Consider the following 17,126-nt stretch of genomic DNA (forward strand, 5'->3'; position numbering starts at 1 on the left):
CGCGCATCCTGCGGTTAGTTATCTAGAATCTTCACCGCAAAACTATTCCCTAGCTCGCCGTTGAGCTTCACCACAACGAAGAGAGTACTTAGCCAGTTAAGGCGCCACACTTTGTCGCGGCTCCATAAATACTCTCTCCTGTTGTGCCCTCGTCTCTTCCGAGGTGTCACACCGTACCGCCACGATGGTGAGTCGCTGTCGTGCATGCAGGGCATGGCTTGCACATTCCGGCTACCCGCTGGGCCATGTACCAAGGAGCCCTCGGACCGCTATCGACGCATGTGCCATACGCCGGATGCTTTCACACCTGGAAGCGCACTCCGCCATCTGAGTAACGACAAAGCCACCAATGGAAGGGAATGGGGTGCGCTTTCATGTTGTGTTTACCAAAAAGGTAATAATTTATCGTCAAAAGGTCAATACACTACGACAAATAAATCATATGTGGTTAAATTGGTAATAATTTAAACGCGTATGGAGTATCGATATGTGCATTGGCAGCAAGCCTTCAGTACCTGCAGCACCAGAAGTTCAGGCTGCTCCGCAGGAGCAGGACCAGGCTGTAGTCGATTCCCGCGATGAAGAAACCAGGCGCCGTCGTGCGGCCGCCGGGCGTAGCTCTACGCTGCTGACTGGGGCGCAGGGTGATACCTCCGCCGCAAATACCAGCGGCAAAACGCTGCTCGGTCAGTAACTGGAGCGCGGCAGATGGCAGCGGAAACCCTGAAAGAGCAACTGCAAAAACAGCAGGCACAGCTCACTAATGATCGCTCATCGTTCGATCCGCACTGGCGCGAACTGAGCGACTTCATCAATCCGCGTGGCTCCCGCTTCCTGGTCACCGATGTAAACCGGGATGACCGCCGCAATACGAAAATTGTTGACCCCACCGCCACCCTGGCAGCACGCACGCTATCGAGCGGCATGATGTCGGGGATCACTTCTCCTGCGCGCCCGTGGTTCAAGCTGGCAACGCCTGACCCTGACATGATGGACTACGGCCCAGTGAAACTGTGGCTTGAAGTCGTTCAGCGCCGCATGAACGAAGTGTTCAACAAATCCAATATCTACCAGTCGCTGCCGCTGCTTTACGCCAGCCTGGGGAATTACAGCACCGGCGCTATGGCTGTGCTGGAAGATGACAGCGACGTTATCCGCACGATGATGTTTCCGATCGGCAGTTACTACATGGCGAACTCTGCGCGCGGCAGCGTTGACACCTGTTTCCGTAAATTCTCCATGACGGTGCGCCAGCTGGTAATGGAGTTTGGCCTCAATAACGTCAGCGATTCAGTGAAGGGCATGTGGGATTCCGGCAACTACGAAAGCTGGATCGAAGTTATTCATGCCGTTTATCCGAACATCGACCGCGATACTGCCAAGCTCAACAGCAAAAATAAGCCGGTAAAATCGGTTTATTACGAGGTTGGCGGCGACAGCGATAAGTTGCTGCGTGAGTCTGGTTTCGATGAATTTCCGATTATGGCGCCGCGCTGGGAAGTGAACGGCGAGGACGTATACGGCTCATCCTGCCCGGGCATGATTGCCCTCGGCCAGGTTAAAGCTCTGCAACTGGAGCAGAAGCGCAAAAGCCAGCTGATCGACAAGGCCACCAACCCGCCGATGGTTGGCCCGTCATCACTCCGCAACCAGCGCGTTTCCCTTTTGCCTGGCGATATCACCTATATCGATCAGGTCACCGGCCAGGACGGATTTAAGCCTGCCTATCTGGTTAACCCGAATACCGCCGACCTGCTGGCAGACATTCAGGACACGCGGCAGATCATCAACAGCGCCTACTTTGTCGACCTCTTCATGATGTTGCAGAACATCAATACCCGCTCGATGCCGGTTGAAGCGGTGATCGAGATGAAAGAAGAGAAGCTGTTGATGCTGGGCCCGGTGCTGGAACGTCTGAACGATGAATGCCTGAACCCGCTTATCGATCGCACCTTCTCCATCATGGCGAGAAAAAACCTTCTCCCGCAGCCGCCGGACGTCCTGCAGGGTATGCCGCTGCGCATTGAGTACATCTCTGTGATGGCGCAGGCGCAGAAATCTATTGGGCTATCCAGCCTGTCATCCACCGTTGGCTTCATTGGCCAGCTGGCACAGGCCAAGCCGGAAGCGCTGGACAAACTCAACGTGGATCAGGCCATCGATGCATTCGCGGAGATGTCCGGTGTCTCGCCGACAGTCATCGTTCCACAGGAACAGGTTGAGCAGGTTCGCGAGCAGCGCGCTCAGCAGCAGCAACAGCAGCAAATGGTGGCTATGGGCATGGCTGCCGCTCAGGGTGCCAAGACCCTCAGCGAAGCGCAGACGGCGGATCCAAGCGTTCTGACAGCGCTTTCTAACGCAGCAGGTGCTCCTGCAGGTGGTCAGCAATGACAGATTTTGATGATGACCAGTTGGCTGCTGAATCTGCACGCGAGAAGGAAATCCTTCAACAGCGTGACATTGAAGATATCCGTTTCGTCATGGGTAGCGAGCAGGGCCGCCGGGTGATCTGGGGGGTACTGGAGCAGGGCAAGGTGTTTTCTGCCTGCTTTGCCGGTGATCCGCAAGTGACTGCTTTCAACGAGGGGCAGCGCAACCTGGCGCTGGCATTGTTCCAGCGCGTCATGGCGCACTGCCCTGAACAGTATCTGAAGATGGCCGCAGAGGCTAATGGGGTAATCAAATGACTCAGAAAACAGCGCGTAGTCCGTTTCGATGGCAATAAGCAGATCGTTGAAGTTCCCGATCCGGCGCCGGCGGTAATTGGCGCGCCCACGACCACTGACTACGGCGGCGTAAAGCTCGGAGCCTCCATTGCCGCCGCTGCGGCAGCTACCGCAACCGCAGATACCGCATCCAGTGCAAGCGATGTGGCTGGTCTCCTTGTTGATCACAACGACCTGGTGACGAAGTACAACGCGCTTCTCAATGATGCCGCGGCTCTTCGTACCACGCTGAATGCTGTCCTTACGCAGCTGAAAGCCAAAACAATTCCTGTTTAAGGGGATGAGCAATGACTTTGTTTGAACGTTTGTTACACCGCCGTCTTTGCAATGAACAGCCCGCTGATGGCGGCGCTGCGCCGGCGGCATCTGAACCATCTGCACCAGGCACAGGTGCTGACCATCAGGGCGATCAGCCTGCACAACAGGATGGTGAAAACCCTTCCGTTGATGGTGAAGGACAGCAAGAAAAGACTGAGAACCAGGACGGAGAGCAGCAAAAAACCGAGAAAGAGCAGAAGCAGGAAGGCGCGCCGGAGAAATATGAGTTCCAGGCAGGTGAAGGCGTCGAGCTGGACGCTGAAGCGCTGAAGGACTTCGAGCCGGTTGCCCGTGAACTGAACCTGACCAATGAGCAGGCGCAGAAGCTGGTGGATGCATACCCGAAAATTCTGGCCGGTGTGCAGCAGCGCCAGGCAGATGCATGGCAGGCACAAACTGAAGAATGGGCAGCAACCGTCAAAGCCGATAAAGAAATCGGTGGCGACAAGTTGACGGCAAACCTCGGCATTGCTCAGCGCGCCCTGGACACCTTCGGCACTCCGGCGCTGAAAGAGTATCTGAACGGCACAGGGCTGGGTAATCACCCGGAGCTGGTGAAGGCGTTCGTCAAAGTAGGAAAAGCCATGTCAGAAGATGGCGTGGTGACAGGAAAAGAAAGCGGTCAGCGTAGTGCGGCCGAAGTGCTTTATGGCAAATAAGAGAGGATATAACCATGGCTGTTAAAGGCATTACTGCGCTGACGCTGGCTGACTGGGGTAAGCGCATCGACCCGAACGGGAAAGTAGATAAAATTATCGAACTCCTTTCCCAAACCAACCCGATCCTGCAGGACATGCTGATCGTTGAAGGCAACCTGCCGACCGGTCATCGTACGACCATTCGCTCTGGCCTGCCGTCGGCGACCTGGCGTCTTCTCAACTACGGCGTACAGCCGAGCAAATCGACCACTGTGCAGGTTACCGATGGCATTGGCATGCTGGAAACCTATGCGGAGATTGATAAATCTCTGGCAGATCTGAACGGAAATACCGCTGAATTTCGGCTGTCAGAAGATCGCGCTTTCCTCGAGGCGATGAATCAGCAGATGGCTCAAACGCTTTTTTATGGCGACTCCAGCGTTAACCCGCAGCAGTTCATGGGCCTGTCTTCTCGCTACTCCGACCTGACGGCTACCAACGCGCAAAACATTATCGACGCCGGCGGTACTGGCACCGATAACACTTCAATCTGGCTCATTGTATGGGGCGAAAACACCGTTCACGGTATCTTCCCGAAAGGCCAGAAAGCAGGTCTGCAGATGGAAGATAAAGGCCAGCAGACTCTGAAAGATGCCAGCGGCGGGCAGTATGAAGGCTACCGTACCCACTATAAGTGGGATAACGGTCTGTGCCTGCGCGACTGGCGCTACGTTGTGCGCATCGCGAACATCGATATCAGCGACCTGTCCGATCCTGCTGCGGCAGCCAACATCGCCAAGCTCATGGTGAAAGCGCTGCATCGCATCCCTAACCGTGGCATGGGGCGCCCGGTGTTCTACATGAACCGCACCGTTGCCCAGGCTCTTGATCTGCAATCTCTGGAGAAATCCTCTCTGGCGATTAGCGTCAAAGAGACTGAAGGCGATTGGTGGACCAGTTTCCGTGGCGTTCCGATTCGCGAAACCGATGCGCTTCTGGAAACTGAAGCTCGCGTGGTTTAACCCCTGACTATAACCAGCGGCCCGGTAACGGGCTGCTAAATGGAGAAATGAAGATGATCCTCGACAAACTGTTGATGTTCTCCGAAGCGCAGGCGGTTACGGCTACTGCTGCTTCTACCGATGTGATTGACCTGGCGCCTGTCGACGGCACCCGCCGTGATATCGGCGTAGGTTATCCGCTGGAGTTCTGGGCTCTCGTTAACACCACTGCTACCGCTGCTGGCGCCGCCACCGTCAACGTGCAGTTGCAGACCAGCCCGGACAACAGCACCTGGACGACCATTTATGACAGCGGAGCCCTGGCTCTGGCAGCGCTTAAAGCTGGTAAGCGCGTTGTGTCGGCGAAGGTACCTGCTGGCGTTCAGCGCTATCTGCGTGTGAACTACTCCGTAGCCACCGGCCCGCTGACTGCTGGCGCGTTCACCTCCGGTATCAACCTGGATGTTGATGCGAATACCCCGTACCCGACCCGCTCTAAAGTGACCGGCTAAGGAGATATCGATGTCAGCTGAAAAAGCAAAATACCGCGTGCTGCGTCTGTCCCATATCCATAACAACCTCTGGCCGGAGGGTTCAGAGATTGAGTATGACGGGGTGCCTGGCTCCGCGCTGGAGCCGCTGAACGAAGCGGCAAAGGAAGCAAAGGCGAAGGCAACGCAAAAGGTTGTGGCTCCCGCCGTCGTTAAACCTGAGCCGCTGAACGAAGACGGTGGTGGCGATGACGAGCTGGATAAGCTCCGCGAAGAGTACGAACTGCTCTTTAACGAGAAACCTCATCACAACACCAAAGCCGAAACGCTGCGCGAGAAGATCGCCGAAAAGCGAAAAGATTTAGGCGTCTGAGCCTCAGAATAAACCAGGGGGCTTCGGCCCCTTTCTTGTAGGAGCGTTCTATGGAAATGGTCAATCTCAAAACCGGCACCGACAGCTACCAGGATGAAAGCGGCGAGACCAAAACCCGTGACGAATATCCGTGGGGGCTGTGCATCACGCTGAACAATGACACCCTGAATAAGCTGAAAGCCCCGCCGCAGAATGTAGGAACTGAGGTGATGATCACCGCAAAAGCAGTGATTAAAGGTATCTCGGCGCGTGAAGGCGACGATGGCACTTTCCGCAGCGCGGATCTGCAAATCACCGATATGGCGCTGGCACCTGTTTCAGGTGAGGCGCCGAAGACGGCGGCGCAGACGCTTTACGGTGAAGGAGGCGAGTAATGGCCTCTGTCATTGAGATCTGCAACCGGGCGCTGAGCAACATCGGTAATAACCGGAGCATCAACAGCCTGGAGGAAGCCAGCAAAGAAGCCGGGCAATGCTCCCTGTATTACGAGTCGATTCGCGATGCTGTCCTGGCCGATTTTGACTGGAATTTTGCGACCAAGACTATCGCGCTGGCTGACACCAACAACCCACCGCAGGACTGGGCATTCGCATACACGTATCCGACTGACTGCCTGAAGATTATTGAAATTCCGGTTCCCGGTGTTCGGTATCCGACGGCTGCTATGCGCGTGCAGTATGTGGTCGGCGCGGATAGCGCCGGCACTGGGCGACTGATTTACACCGATCTGCCGCAGGCCTGGCTTCGGTATGTTGCCCGCATCACCGACGTGAACATGTTCGATTCCATCTTCCAGGAGGCTCTATCCTGGCGCCTGGCCGCGGCTATTAACATGGTTCTCACGGGTAATGCCGACCTCGGCAATAACGCCCTGAGCATGTATAGCCGGATCATCCTCAGTGCTGGCTCTCACAGCATGAACGAATCGCAGGAACCGCAAATGCCTGACGATCCGTTTACCGTAGCGAGGATGTGCTGATGGCTGTTAGCTGGATACAACCGAGCTTCTCAGGTGGAGAAATTGCTCCATCGCTCTATGGCCGCATCGATATGGCGAAGTACCAGGTGGCGCTGCGCAAGTGCGATAACTTTATCGTGCGGCAGTATGGCGGGGTAGAGAACCGCCCGGGCACGCAGTTCATCGCCGAGGCGAAATACCCGGATCGCAAATGTCGCCTGATACCTTTCCAGTTTTCGACGGTGCAGACCTATGCGCTGGAGTTTGGCCACAATTACATGCGCGTCATCAAAGACGGCGGCCTGGTGCTCACCACCGGTGATGTAATCTACGAGCTGGCGACACCTTATACAGAAAATGATGTTTTCGGCCTGAAATTCACCCAAAGCGCCGACGTGATGACGATCGTGCATCCTTCCTATCCGCCTAAAGAATTGCGCCGTTACGCGCATGACAACTGGCAGATCGTCGACGTACAGACTACCAACGGCCCGTTTGAAGATATCAATGTCGACGAGTCAAAAACTGTCTGGGCCAGCGCCACCACTGGCACAATCACTCTGACCTCGAGCTCTGCAATATTCGGCGCCGAGCAGGTCGGAAAGCTGTTCTACCTCGAGCAGCCAGCCGTTGACTCTGTACCAGTATGGGAAACCAGCAAGAGCACCTCGATCGAGGATATCCGGCGCGCCGACAGCAACTACTATCGCGCCAATACCGAAGGAAAAACCGGGACGTTACGCCCATCACACACCGAAGGTATGGCGTGGGATGGCTGGGGCGGAACCGGCGATGATGATACAGGCGTGCAGTGGGAATACCTGCATAGTGGTTTTGGCATTGTGCGGATCACTGCCGTCGCCGGTGACGGGCTGACTGCAACCGCTGATGTGGTTTCTCGTATCCCTGAGAACGTTGTCGGTGCTGACAAGGCCAGCTACAAGTGGGCGCGCTATGCGTGGAACAGCGTCAATGGCTATCCGGCGACGGTCGTCTACTACCAGCAGAGGCTGTACTTCGCTGCATCCCCTGCGTATCCGCAAACCATCTGGGCCAGCCGTACCGGTGACTATAAAGACTTCGGCAAGAGCAACCCGACGCAGGATGATGACAGGATCGTTTATACCTACGCTGGCCGGCAGGTTAACGAAATTCGTCACCTTATCGATGTCGGATCGCTGGTTGTTCTGACCTCCGGCGGTGAGTTTGTTGTGACCGGTGACCAGAATAAAGTGCTTACGCCTTCTGCATTCTCCCTGAGTTCTCAGGGCTCAAACGGCTGCAGCGATGTGCCTCCTATCGCGGTTTCGAATATTGCGCTCTTTATCCAGGAGAAGGGCAGCGTCGTGCGGGATCTGGCCTACTCGTTTGATGTTGATGGATTCCAGGGCAACGACCTGACAATCCTCGCTAATCACCTTTTCCAGAAGCGCAGCATTGTCGACTGGGCGTTTTGTATTGTCCCGTTCTCCAGCGCGTTCTGCGTGCGCGACGATGGGAAATTGCTGGTGCTGACCTATCTGCGTGATCAACAGGTATTCGCCTGGTCTCCGCAATCCAGTGCCGGGAAATATGAGAGCACTTGCGGTATCAGTGAAGGCAGCGAGGATGCGATCTATTTCGTGGTTAACCGCACCATCAACGGCCAGACAAAACGCTATATCGAGAGGCTGGCAAGCCGACAGTTTACCGATGACCTTGACGCTTTCTTTGTCGACAGCGGACTGACCTATGACGGACGCAATGCCAGCAGCCGGGCGGCCACTATCAGCGGTGGAAGCGGGGACTGGAGTTATCAGGTGCCGTATACCCTGACGATGAGCGGGGCCAGCTATTTTACCGCGGGAGACGTCGGCGCACAGATCCAGTTCCCCTACACAGGAACCGATCCTGAAGATGGTAGCGCCGTTGCCATGCAGCTGCGCTGCGACATTATTTCGGTTGAAAGCGGCAACTCGGTAACCGTCACAGCCAACAGGAATATTCCTCCTGTCCTGCGCAATACCGCCACCACTAACTGGTATATGGCCCGCCAGACATTCGCCGGACTCGATCACCTTGAAGGACAGACCGTCAATGTACTGTCCGACGCCAGTGTAGAGCCGCAGAAAGTCGTCACCGGCGGCGCCGTTACGCTGGAGAAACCCGGCGCAGTGGTCCACATCGGCCTGCCGATTAACGCCCAGTTTGAAACCCTGGACATCAATATTAACGGGCAGGAGACGCTGCTCGATAAGAAACAGTTGATCAATTCAGTGACGCTGGTGGTCAACGCCAGCCGAGGCATCTGGGCATCAACTCCAGGTGGCCAGTGGTACGAATATCCTCAGCGCGAGTTCGAGTTTTACGACGATCCGGTTGATGACGCCACAGGCAAAGTAGAGGTCAAACTCGACAGCAACTGGGATAAAAATGGGCGGGTAAAAATCCGTCAGACTGATCCGCTGCCGCTTTCTGTGCTGGCGGTGATCCCCCGCATTACCGTGGGAGGCTTTTAATGATTAACGCCCAGATAGTCCCGGCCACCGCAGAGCACATCGCTGAAATTATCCCCCGCGTGCGCCTGGCCGACATCGAAGAGTTTGCCGCCACGAATGGCTGGAGTGCTGCCCGTGTTCTGGAATGTGGTCTTCGCACCTCAACCTTCTGTTGTGCCGGCTTGATAAACGGCCGCGTTGTCACCGTCTTTGGCGTGGCGCCCGCTTCAATGATTGGCGGCAGCGGGATCCCCTGGCTTGTCGGCACGGATGATCTGGAGCGCTATCAGCGCACATTTCTGCGCCGCTGCCGGAAGGTGGTTGCTGCAATGCTGTCAGTCTATCCGTATCTCGAAAATTATGTCGATGCCCGTAACCACGTCGCAAAAGCGTGGCTGCACTGGCTCGGTTTTACCCTGGAAGACCCGGCGCCATATGGTGTGCTCGGCCTGCCGTTCCACCGCTTTTACATGGAGAAAAACTGATGTGTGATCCGACTATCGCCGCGGGCGCGACTTTAGCGCTCAGCGGCCTGTCTGCATATAACCAGTATCAGCAGGGTAAATATACTGCCGCGGTTGCTCAGCAGAATGCTGATGTTGCAACTGCCCAGGCTAATGACGCCATAAATCGCGGTAACGCGGAGGCTGATCAGCGCCGTCGTGAGACCCGGCAGCGGCAGGGCACGCAGGCGGCAATAATGGGCGCAACTGGTGCTGATATGAGCTCAGGATCTGCGCTGGATATCTTCGGGGATACGGCGCAGTTTGGAGCACTGGATGCTCTTACTACCGTCAATAATGCTCAGCGAGAAGCATACGGATATCAGACGCAGGCGGCTAACTATGAAGCGCAGGCAAGCGCGGCTAAAAGCTCAGGAACTATCGGCGCGGCGACAACGCTGCTTACTGCGCCGCTGAAAGCCTATGGCGCTTATCAGTCATTCGGCGGAACCTGGAACCCGTTCACGCAGAGTAAGGCCGCACCAATTTCTGCTGCCATCGGCACGCCTACCGGTCGATAAGGAGAGAACTATGCCAGTTGTACCAACAGTCGCCGGGCGTCAGGTTGAAAGCCGCGGTGTTTCCACTCAGGGATTTCAGGCATTCGATCAACCAAACGCCGGCGATGCGCTGCTGAGCACAGGAAGCCAGGCGCTTGACGTATTCGGCCAGGCTAAACAGCGCGCAGATGTCGCTATGGCACAGGATGCATCGCTGCAACTGACGCAGACCGCAAGCGATCTGATGACCAACCCGCAGAATGGCCTGCTTAACCTGCAGGGTAAAAATGCCCTCGGCAAGGGGCAGGAATACACCCAGCTCTTTGACGCAAAGGCTCAGGAGCTGGCGATGCAGTTGCCGGAGTCGGCGCGCCAGGGATTCATGCAGCAGGCTCAGCAGCAGCGCATTCAGTTTACGTCTCAGGCTGGCCGGCATGAGATAGGTCAGCTCAATGCGTATGAAGAAGGTCAGTTCCAGGCAACGCTGACCACCGGCGCCAAAACCGCTTCGGCGATGTACGGCGATAACGCCAACTATGTGCTGGCTAATCAGCAGGCGTTTCAGCAAATAGAAAGCTTCGGCGCCGCACATGGGTGGAGCCCTGAGCAGATCCAGGCCAAAAAGGTGGAATTCAAAGAGAAGGTGGCAGATGGCGCGCTTTCTCAGTGGTCAGCAAATAACGCGATCGGATTCATTCAGAGCAACGGTGAGCTGAGCGATACGGCCGCCGGTTCACGGCGGGCTACTGTTAACCCTTATGGTGGTGAGCCATCATCTACGAAAGGAATGATTACCCAGGGGAACATTAACTTATTCAACCGACCATCTGTAAAAAACGAAGATGGTACTATCAGCACGGTAAGAACTATTTCCATAGGCACAGATGCTGGTGAAGTCCTGATACCAACGGTCAGTGATGACGGTAAATTACTTTCAGATGATGAAGCAATCGCGCTATATGAAAAAACAGGAAAGCACCTTGGAATATTTGATAATCCTGATGATGCGACTGCATATGCAGAAAAGTTGCACGAGCAGCAAGATCAGTATTATGTGAAAGGTGATAGCAGCGATGCCAGGGGTATCCGCAACAATAACCCAGGAAACCTCGAGGCGAGTTCATCAAATCCATGGGTAGGCCAAACTGGTAGTGATGGCCGGTTTGCAAAATTCGAGACTCCGGAACACGGGATCCGCGCGCTTGGGCGTAACCTGATTTCATACCAGCGCCAGGGGATTGATACCGTTGGCGAGATCATTAACCGCTGGGCGCCGCCGTCTGACAATAACGACACGGCTGCATACATCAAAGCGGTTTGCGCGCAGCTCGGCGTCACTGCTAACCAGCCTCTTGATGCTTCCAATCCTGACACGCTGCAGGCGCTCTGCGCCGCCATCATCAAACATGAAAATGGCACGCAACCATACAGTTCTGACCAGCTATCAACCGGCGTCAGCGCAGCGCTGGGTCTCTCTCAGTTGCCAACCAGCAATAAACGCTACACCGGCAATGCAGCATTCGATGCCGCAACGCCGGAAGCACAGGCCACTTTTCTGCGCCAGGCTGACCAGATCCGCCGGCAGCAGCAGGCCGAATACAGAACGGCTATCGATAGCCAGGTTCGCGACGCCACCGCGGCTTATATGCGAGGTGTTGAGTTCCCAAACCCGCCAGGGGAAGCTGATTTTATGGCTGCCTACGGCGTGCGGGAGGGAAACCAGCGTTACACCGAATTCAGGAATACGCAGATTGCCGGGCAGTACATTGGCTCATTCCGCAACATGCCGACCAGCAGCATCACGGCATACGTCAACCAGTTGAAGCCGACGCCGGAACAGACAGGGGAGGGTTATGCATCGCGAGCCGCTCTTTATGACAATGTTGTCACCGCTGCTAACCAGGTGATTAAACAGCGTCAGGCCGATCCTATTCAGTTTTCTCTGTCTTCTGGCCAGAGTAAGCCTATAGACATGACCAACCAAAATAACTTTGGCCAGAGCATTGCGCTGCGTGCATCTCAGGCAGCAGAACTGTCAAAATCATACGGCACGCCATTAACTTTTTTTTCTAAAGAAGAGGCCAGCCAGATCGGGACTTTCTTCCGCGACGCCCCAGTTTCACAGCAGTCTGCATACCTTGATACGATCAGACAAAGCACCGGTGGAGGGCAGGTTTATATGGCTGCGCTGCAACAAGTAAGTACCAACGCCCCTTCTGCTGCGGTCGCCGGTATCCTGATGGATAAACCTGGCGGGATTGTTGCAGAGAAAAGCTGGTTTAGTCCTGACGTCAATGTATCTCCGGAATCAGCGGCACAGACTATTCTTTCTGGCTCCGCTGCACGCCGTGGTACCAAAGATGCTAAAGGCATTGCTATGCCGAAGGATACAGAATTACTCCCTGATTTTACTGACATAGTCAAAGACGCATTCGCTGGTGATGCCAATGGCGCATCAATGGCATATGAGATCGCCAAAGATTATTACGCCGGAGTCATGGCTAAGAAAGGAGTTGTATCAGGTGAGGTTGATGCTGACACATGGAAGCAAGCTATTAACGTAGCTACTGGTGGAGTACATGACTATAACGGCATGGGAAGCGTGCTGTTGCCGTGGGGGATGTCAGCAGATCAATTTGATAAACAGGTTGATCAGGCATGGAAATCCCAGGTTATCGATGCCGGCATTAAAGCGCCACCAGGCCAGTACGGATTGCAGAGTTATGGCGACAGTCAGTATCTCGTGAAACTTGGTACCGGATACCTTCTGAAACAGGACGGAACACCGGTAGTTATCGATCTCACGCAGCAGCGTCAGCGCTTCTCTGGAGATATCCCTCAATGAGTTACTTCGGACTTAACCCGGTAAACCAGAATCAACAGCTGGATGATGCAGCTTCGAATCCTGCTGGCTTCAACAGTGATGTGGGTTTCTTCGATAATGCAGCCGGCGCTGGCCTGTCTGGTCTCTATTCTGGCCTGGTGGCTAAACCAGATCAGTTACTCTGGGCAGGAATGGACAAGCTGGTTTCACCTATCGCCAAATTCGTAAACGAAAACACCTCAGTAAACGACACGTCTGCGGAATACATTGCCGAGCAAAGAAAACTGGCACAGCAGCAAGTTAAGCGCCTGACACCAGACGCGGCCACTACAGGAACAGCTGGGCAGATCCTGCATGGACTGTTCGATATGGGTGGGCAGGCTGTAGTTGGTTCACTACTTGCTGGCCCTGCCGGCGGTGCGGCGGCAGTGACATCCCTGCAGGGTTTTTCAGAGTATGAGCGCCTTACTGCGCAGGGCGTAGATTTCAGGACGGCGCAGGAAGCAGGACTGGTGCAGGGCATCACTGCTGGTGCAGGAACCCTAATCCCAATGAGCCTTGGCTTGCGTGCTGGTGGCGCATTAGCGGAAGGGGTTGGCGCACAGCTGGCGAGAACTGGTGAAAGTGTAGTACGCAGTGCGGCGGCTACCGCAGCGCGAGCAACTCCTGACATTGCCTATGCAGCTGGAACTAACATCGCCTTTGGCATGGCTCAGCGCGGGTTGACTGCGCAGACGCTGCGTGATGGTGGCTATACCGAGATGGCTAATCAGTACGATGTATTTGATCGCCAGGCCATAGCTATTGACGCAGTGCTCGGTGTCGCTTTCGGCGGTATAGGCCGCTTTATTAATGCCAGAGGTGAATCGGTAAATACACCAGAGTTCGCGCCAGAAGATGTGGACGCGGCCCTTTCTGCCAATGCCGCACATCATGCTGAGATCGATGTAGCCCCAGGCGTACCGGTCAACGTTCTTTCACGGGATGCTCACATTCAGGCTTTACAGAAAGCTATGAGAGATGTCAGTGAGGGCCGTGCAGTGGATGTTGCCAGTATTGCCGAGCCCGCCTCATTCAGTGATATACCAGGGCGCCGCAGTTTGATCGCGCAGTCCATTGATGAGGTTCTTTTTCAGGCGGATGAGGGTTCTGCAGCGCGTGCAGTTGAGACAAAGATTCTTGAAGAACAGGCAGCACAGGTTTTATCTCGTGGGGATCGTCAGGTGTACCAGTCCGAGATCGCCAACAGTCAGCGCATTATTGATAACCTGACAGAGCAGCGTAACCAAATTCTTTCTGAGGAACCAAAGGGAAGCGGAAAGGCACTGGCACAGTCACGTGCTGATAAACAATCCAGATTGCGAGACCTTGATCAGCGAATCACCGAAGCACAAGGACGCCTCGAGTTTTCCCGTGATGCTCTGTCACCTCATGAGCCCGGCGGGGCATTCTTTGAAGCGCGAGCAGAACTTGCTCGCCGCCAGCAGGCTGAGGCAGATCTTAATGCGCAAGCTTTTTCATTCTATAAAACCGCAGAAGTGCGGACCGCTGACGAGGCCGCCCCGTTTGATACCGCGGCATCTTTACGCCAGGTAGAGCAAAAACCAACGATGGAGCAGGCTGGTGATATGGATCTACGTATCGCTGAGGACTCGCTAATTGAGTCTCCGGACATGGTGATCACCGTTCTTGATGAAGATGGTAACCCGCAGTCGCGTAGCGCTCGCGAGGTGCTTGATGAAGCCAGCAGAGAAAACGAACAGGCAATTCAGGATTCCAGCCTGTTTGATGTCGCCGTAGCATGTTTCTTGAGAGGATAGTTGGATGAGACAGGAATGTATTCAGGCAGTACAGCAGGCGGCGCAGAGAACCCTGACAGCCAGAGAAATTCAGAACATTGAGGACCGCATATACCGAAATATGCGGTCGCTGGCGCGTGATGATCCTGCATCATGGCGGCAACTTACCGATGCAGAGCGACTGCGTCGAGCCGGGCAGTTAGCAGCAGACGAACTGCAGCAGGAGGCAGCGCTTAAGAAACGCCGGGTAGCTCTGACTATAGCAGCACGCCAGCGGCTGGATAATTTTATCAATAGCTATCAGGGCGCGGATGGAAAGTTGGGCGCTCTCAATCGCACGATTGCATTCAGCGCAGACGGGAAATCTAATTTCCTGTCAGTAGAATCACGTACGAAAGCAACCCGCGACTATGCTCTTAGCCAGTTGCAGGAAGCCTTCGAAGCCGTGGACCCGCGTTTCTTTGGTTTATTCGAGGATGAGGCCGGAGTACGTGACCTCATTTTTGAGATCCGCGGGCAAAAGACCGGGAATGTCAAAGCCAGTAAGGGCGCAAAAGCCTGGGGTGAAGTCACCGAACTACTGCGGCGCCGATTCAATGATGCGGGTGGTGACATCGGCTACCTGGAAAACTGGGGTATCCCGCAACATCACTCGATGGAAAAAGTTGGCAAGGTATCGCGGGATAAATGGGTGAGCGACGTTATCGGGAAGCTTGACCGCAAATATTATACTCGCGCTGATGGGCAGCTAATGAATGATTCAGAGTTATCAGCGTTCCTTGGTGAAGCTTATAACACTATCGCTACCGGCGGACTGAACAAGCTCAGTGATACAGGAATGCGGATATCTGGTGCGCGCGCTAATCGCGGTAACGCATCGCGACAGATCCACTTTAAAGACGCCGACTCATACCTCCAGTATCAGCAACTTTATGGTGATCGCTCTCTGTGGGAAATCATGGTCGGCCATCTGGAAGGAATCAGTAAAGACATTGCGCTGGTGGAAACCTACGGGCCGAACCCTGATCACGTCTTCCGTTCATTTCTCGATCAGACGAAGTCGGAGACGGCAACGGCTAATCCGAGTAAAACCGGAAGCGTGGAGCGCCAGGCGAACAGCACAGAGAACCTTTACAACTTCATCTCTGGGAAAACTCAGCCGGTAGCTAACCCGCATATTGCGAGATGGTCGGATAACATTCGCAACTGGATGGTGGCCAGCCGCCTTGGTTCAGCGTTGCTCGCTTCTTTCTCTGACCTTGGCACCATGTACTTATCGGCTAAGGTTACCAACCTGCCAATGAACCAGCTATTTCGTAACCAGTTAGAGGCAATGAACCCAGCTAACCGCACGGAGCTTGCCAGGGCTCGCCGCGCCGGGCTGGCAATGGAGTCTCTGCTGGGTAGTGTTAACCGCTGGGCGATGGATAATATGGGCCCGTCGGTATCCAGATGGGCAGCTACAGCTGTTATGCGCGCCAGCGGACTTACGGCCTGGTCAGATGCGCATAAGCGCGCTTATGGCGTAACTATGATGGGTAGTCTTGGTGATGTCGTCACCAGAACGCCTGATCTGCGCAGCCTCGATGATGCTGATTTTCGCATTCTGAAAAGCAAAGGGATCACCGAGACCGACTGGAGCGTGTGGAAACTGGCACAGCAGGAGGACTGGGGTAAAGGCAATAATACGATGCTGACCCCGGAAAGTATCATGCGCATTCCTGATTCCGCCGTACAGCACCTTGGATCGCCAGAGCGTGTAAAATTCGAGGCTATGCGTAAGCTGCTTGGGGCTGTCACCGAAGAAGTTGATATGGCAGTTATAACTCCTGGTGCACGCGAACAGATGCTGACCGGCTCTGGTATTCAGCGCGGAACATGGAAAGGGGAATTAACCCGCAGCGTATTCCTCTTCAAGTCATTCCCGATATCAGTCGTCATGCGCCACTGGTCACGAGCTATGGGAATGCCATCAGCTGGGGGGCGAGCAGCTTACATTGCGACATTTATTGCCAGCACGACAATCCTTGGCGCGCTATCTCAGCAACTCAACGATATGGCTTCAGGTCGTAACCCGAGAGATATGGCTGGTAAAGATGCCGCTAAATTTTGGCTTGGCGCATTGCTGAAAGGCGGTGGTCTTGGCCTGTACGGTGATTTCCTGTTGTCTGATCACACGCGTTACGGAAGCGGTGCGCTGGCGTCAATGCTCGGACCGGTAGCTGGTCTTGTTGATGATGTCATTAAGATCGGACAGGGTATACCCCTCAATGCTGTGGAAGGAAAAAATGAGCAAACTGGAGGTGATCTGGTTAAGCTTGGCAAAGGCCTGACGCCTGGTGCTAATATCTGGTATCTGAAAGCGGCTGTAGACCATATGATTTTCAACCAGATGCAGGAGTATTTTTCACCCGGCTATCTGCGTAAGATGGAGCAGCGGTCAAAGAAAGAATTCAATCAAACATACTGGTGGCGACCGCAGGACGTAACGCCGGAATAAGGGGGATCCTTGTTTTTA

The 17,126-nt window shown here is 54.8% G+C and carries 15 protein-coding genes; all 15 read left to right on the plus strand.

Features of this window, described 5'->3' with window-relative positions; all coding sequences use genetic code 11:
* Nucleotides 1-487 precede the first annotated feature (487 nt).
* Nucleotides 488-694, plus strand: coding sequence for a hypothetical protein (locus tag KB892_RS05420; protein ID WP_004141368.1), 207 nt, complete (start codon nt 488-490; stop codon nt 692-694).
* Nucleotides 695-708: 14 nt separating this feature from the next.
* Entirely contained in the window at nt 709-2,391 is a 1,683-nt protein-coding gene (locus KB892_RS05425; protein ID WP_032447873.1) for a portal protein, read from the plus strand.
* The gene (locus KB892_RS05430) at nt 2,388-2,687 is read left to right on the plus strand and encodes a Bbp19 family protein (RefSeq protein WP_004141364.1); all 300 of its coding nucleotides are present in this window, start codon (nt 2,388-2,390) and stop codon (nt 2,685-2,687) included. The genes KB892_RS05425 and KB892_RS05430 overlap by 4 nt, the downstream gene beginning before the upstream one ends.
* A 326-nt stretch (nt 2,688-3,013) precedes the next feature.
* Nucleotides 3,014-3,703, plus strand: a complete 690-nt coding sequence (locus tag KB892_RS05440; protein ID WP_071182166.1) for a peptidase — start codon at nt 3,014-3,016, stop codon at nt 3,701-3,703.
* A 14-nt stretch (nt 3,704-3,717) separates the two neighbouring features.
* The gene (locus KB892_RS05445) at nt 3,718-4,704 is read left to right on the plus strand and encodes a major capsid protein (protein WP_048982556.1); all 987 of its coding nucleotides are present in this window, start codon (nt 3,718-3,720) and stop codon (nt 4,702-4,704) included.
* Between the two features lie 53 nt (nt 4,705-4,757).
* Nucleotides 4,758-5,195 carry a Bbp16 family capsid cement protein gene (locus tag KB892_RS05450; protein WP_020953461.1) on the plus strand — a complete coding sequence of 146 codons (438 nt, stop codon included), beginning with the start codon at nt 4,758-4,760 and terminating at the stop codon, nt 5,193-5,195.
* Nucleotides 5,196-5,205: 10 nt separating this feature from the next.
* A complete protein-coding gene (locus tag KB892_RS05455) occupies nt 5,206-5,547 on the plus strand; it encodes a hypothetical protein (protein ID WP_071182165.1) in 342 nt (113 codons plus the stop codon).
* Nucleotides 5,548-5,597: 50 nt separating this feature from the next.
* Nucleotides 5,598-5,921: a capsid staple protein gene (gp10, locus tag KB892_RS05460; protein ID WP_032447863.1), complete on the plus strand. Its 324-nt coding sequence runs from the start codon at nt 5,598-5,600 to the stop codon at nt 5,919-5,921.
* The gene (locus KB892_RS05465) at nt 5,921-6,526 is read left to right on the plus strand and encodes a phage connector family protein (RefSeq protein WP_071182164.1); all 606 of its coding nucleotides are present in this window, start codon (nt 5,921-5,923) and stop codon (nt 6,524-6,526) included. The genes gp10 and KB892_RS05465 overlap by 1 nt, the downstream gene beginning before the upstream one ends.
* On the plus strand, nt 6,526-9,003 hold the full coding sequence (locus KB892_RS05470; RefSeq protein WP_071182163.1) for a phage tail protein: 2,478 nt from the start codon (nt 6,526-6,528) through the stop codon (nt 9,001-9,003). The genes KB892_RS05465 and KB892_RS05470 overlap by 1 nt, the downstream gene beginning before the upstream one ends.
* On the plus strand, nt 9,003-9,467 hold the full coding sequence (locus KB892_RS05475; protein WP_004152438.1) for a hypothetical protein: 465 nt from the start codon (nt 9,003-9,005) through the stop codon (nt 9,465-9,467). The genes KB892_RS05470 and KB892_RS05475 overlap by 1 nt, the downstream gene beginning before the upstream one ends.
* Nucleotides 9,467-10,006 (plus strand): virion core protein, T7 gp14 family, encoded by a 540-nt coding sequence (locus KB892_RS05480; protein WP_032447858.1) that lies wholly within the window; start codon nt 9,467-9,469, stop codon nt 10,004-10,006. The genes KB892_RS05475 and KB892_RS05480 overlap by 1 nt, the downstream gene beginning before the upstream one ends.
* Before the next feature lie 10 nt (nt 10,007-10,016).
* On the plus strand, nt 10,017-12,830 hold the full coding sequence (locus KB892_RS05485; protein WP_094923806.1) for a hypothetical protein: 2,814 nt from the start codon (nt 10,017-10,019) through the stop codon (nt 12,828-12,830).
* A complete protein-coding gene (locus KB892_RS05490; protein ID WP_094923803.1) occupies nt 12,827-14,629 on the plus strand; it encodes a coiled-coil domain-containing protein in 1,803 nt (600 codons plus the stop codon). Before KB892_RS05485 ends, KB892_RS05490 begins: the two co-directional genes overlap by 4 nt.
* Before the next feature lie 4 nt (nt 14,630-14,633).
* Entirely contained in the window at nt 14,634-17,108 is a 2,475-nt protein-coding gene (locus KB892_RS05495; RefSeq protein WP_094923800.1) for a hypothetical protein, read from the plus strand.
* Nucleotides 17,109-17,126 lie beyond the last annotated feature (18 nt).

It is taken from the genome of Klebsiella sp. P1927, from assembly GCF_018204675.1.
Classification (GTDB): domain Bacteria; phylum Pseudomonadota; class Gammaproteobacteria; order Enterobacterales; family Enterobacteriaceae; genus Klebsiella; species Klebsiella pneumoniae.

What these genes read in the sequence shown, in the direction of transcription:
- KB892_RS05420 (WP_004141368.1), top strand. Translation starts at nt 488, where the DNA reads ATGTGCATTGGCAGCAAGCCTTCAGTACCTGCAGCACCAGAAGTTCAG.
- KB892_RS05425 (WP_032447873.1), top strand. Translation starts at nt 709, where the DNA reads ATGGCAGCGGAAACCCTGAAAGAGCAACTGCAAAAACAGCAGGCACAG.
- KB892_RS05430 (WP_004141364.1), top strand. Translation starts at nt 2,388, where the DNA reads ATGACAGATTTTGATGATGACCAGTTGGCTGCTGAATCTGCACGCGAG.
- KB892_RS05440 (WP_071182166.1), top strand. Translation starts at nt 3,014, where the DNA reads ATGACTTTGTTTGAACGTTTGTTACACCGCCGTCTTTGCAATGAACAG.
- KB892_RS05445 (WP_048982556.1), top strand. Translation starts at nt 3,718, where the DNA reads ATGGCTGTTAAAGGCATTACTGCGCTGACGCTGGCTGACTGGGGTAAG.
- KB892_RS05450 (WP_020953461.1), top strand. Translation starts at nt 4,758, where the DNA reads ATGATCCTCGACAAACTGTTGATGTTCTCCGAAGCGCAGGCGGTTACG.
- KB892_RS05455 (WP_071182165.1), top strand. Translation starts at nt 5,206, where the DNA reads ATGTCAGCTGAAAAAGCAAAATACCGCGTGCTGCGTCTGTCCCATATC.
- gp10 (WP_032447863.1), top strand. Translation starts at nt 5,598, where the DNA reads ATGGAAATGGTCAATCTCAAAACCGGCACCGACAGCTACCAGGATGAA.
- KB892_RS05465 (WP_071182164.1), top strand. Translation starts at nt 5,921, where the DNA reads ATGGCCTCTGTCATTGAGATCTGCAACCGGGCGCTGAGCAACATCGGT.
- KB892_RS05470 (WP_071182163.1), top strand. Translation starts at nt 6,526, where the DNA reads ATGGCTGTTAGCTGGATACAACCGAGCTTCTCAGGTGGAGAAATTGCT.
- KB892_RS05475 (WP_004152438.1), top strand. Translation starts at nt 9,003, where the DNA reads ATGATTAACGCCCAGATAGTCCCGGCCACCGCAGAGCACATCGCTGAA.
- KB892_RS05480 (WP_032447858.1), top strand. Translation starts at nt 9,467, where the DNA reads ATGTGTGATCCGACTATCGCCGCGGGCGCGACTTTAGCGCTCAGCGGC.
- KB892_RS05485 (WP_094923806.1), top strand. Translation starts at nt 10,017, where the DNA reads ATGCCAGTTGTACCAACAGTCGCCGGGCGTCAGGTTGAAAGCCGCGGT.
- KB892_RS05490 (WP_094923803.1), top strand. Translation starts at nt 12,827, where the DNA reads ATGAGTTACTTCGGACTTAACCCGGTAAACCAGAATCAACAGCTGGAT.
- KB892_RS05495 (WP_094923800.1), top strand. Translation starts at nt 14,634, where the DNA reads ATGAGACAGGAATGTATTCAGGCAGTACAGCAGGCGGCGCAGAGAACC.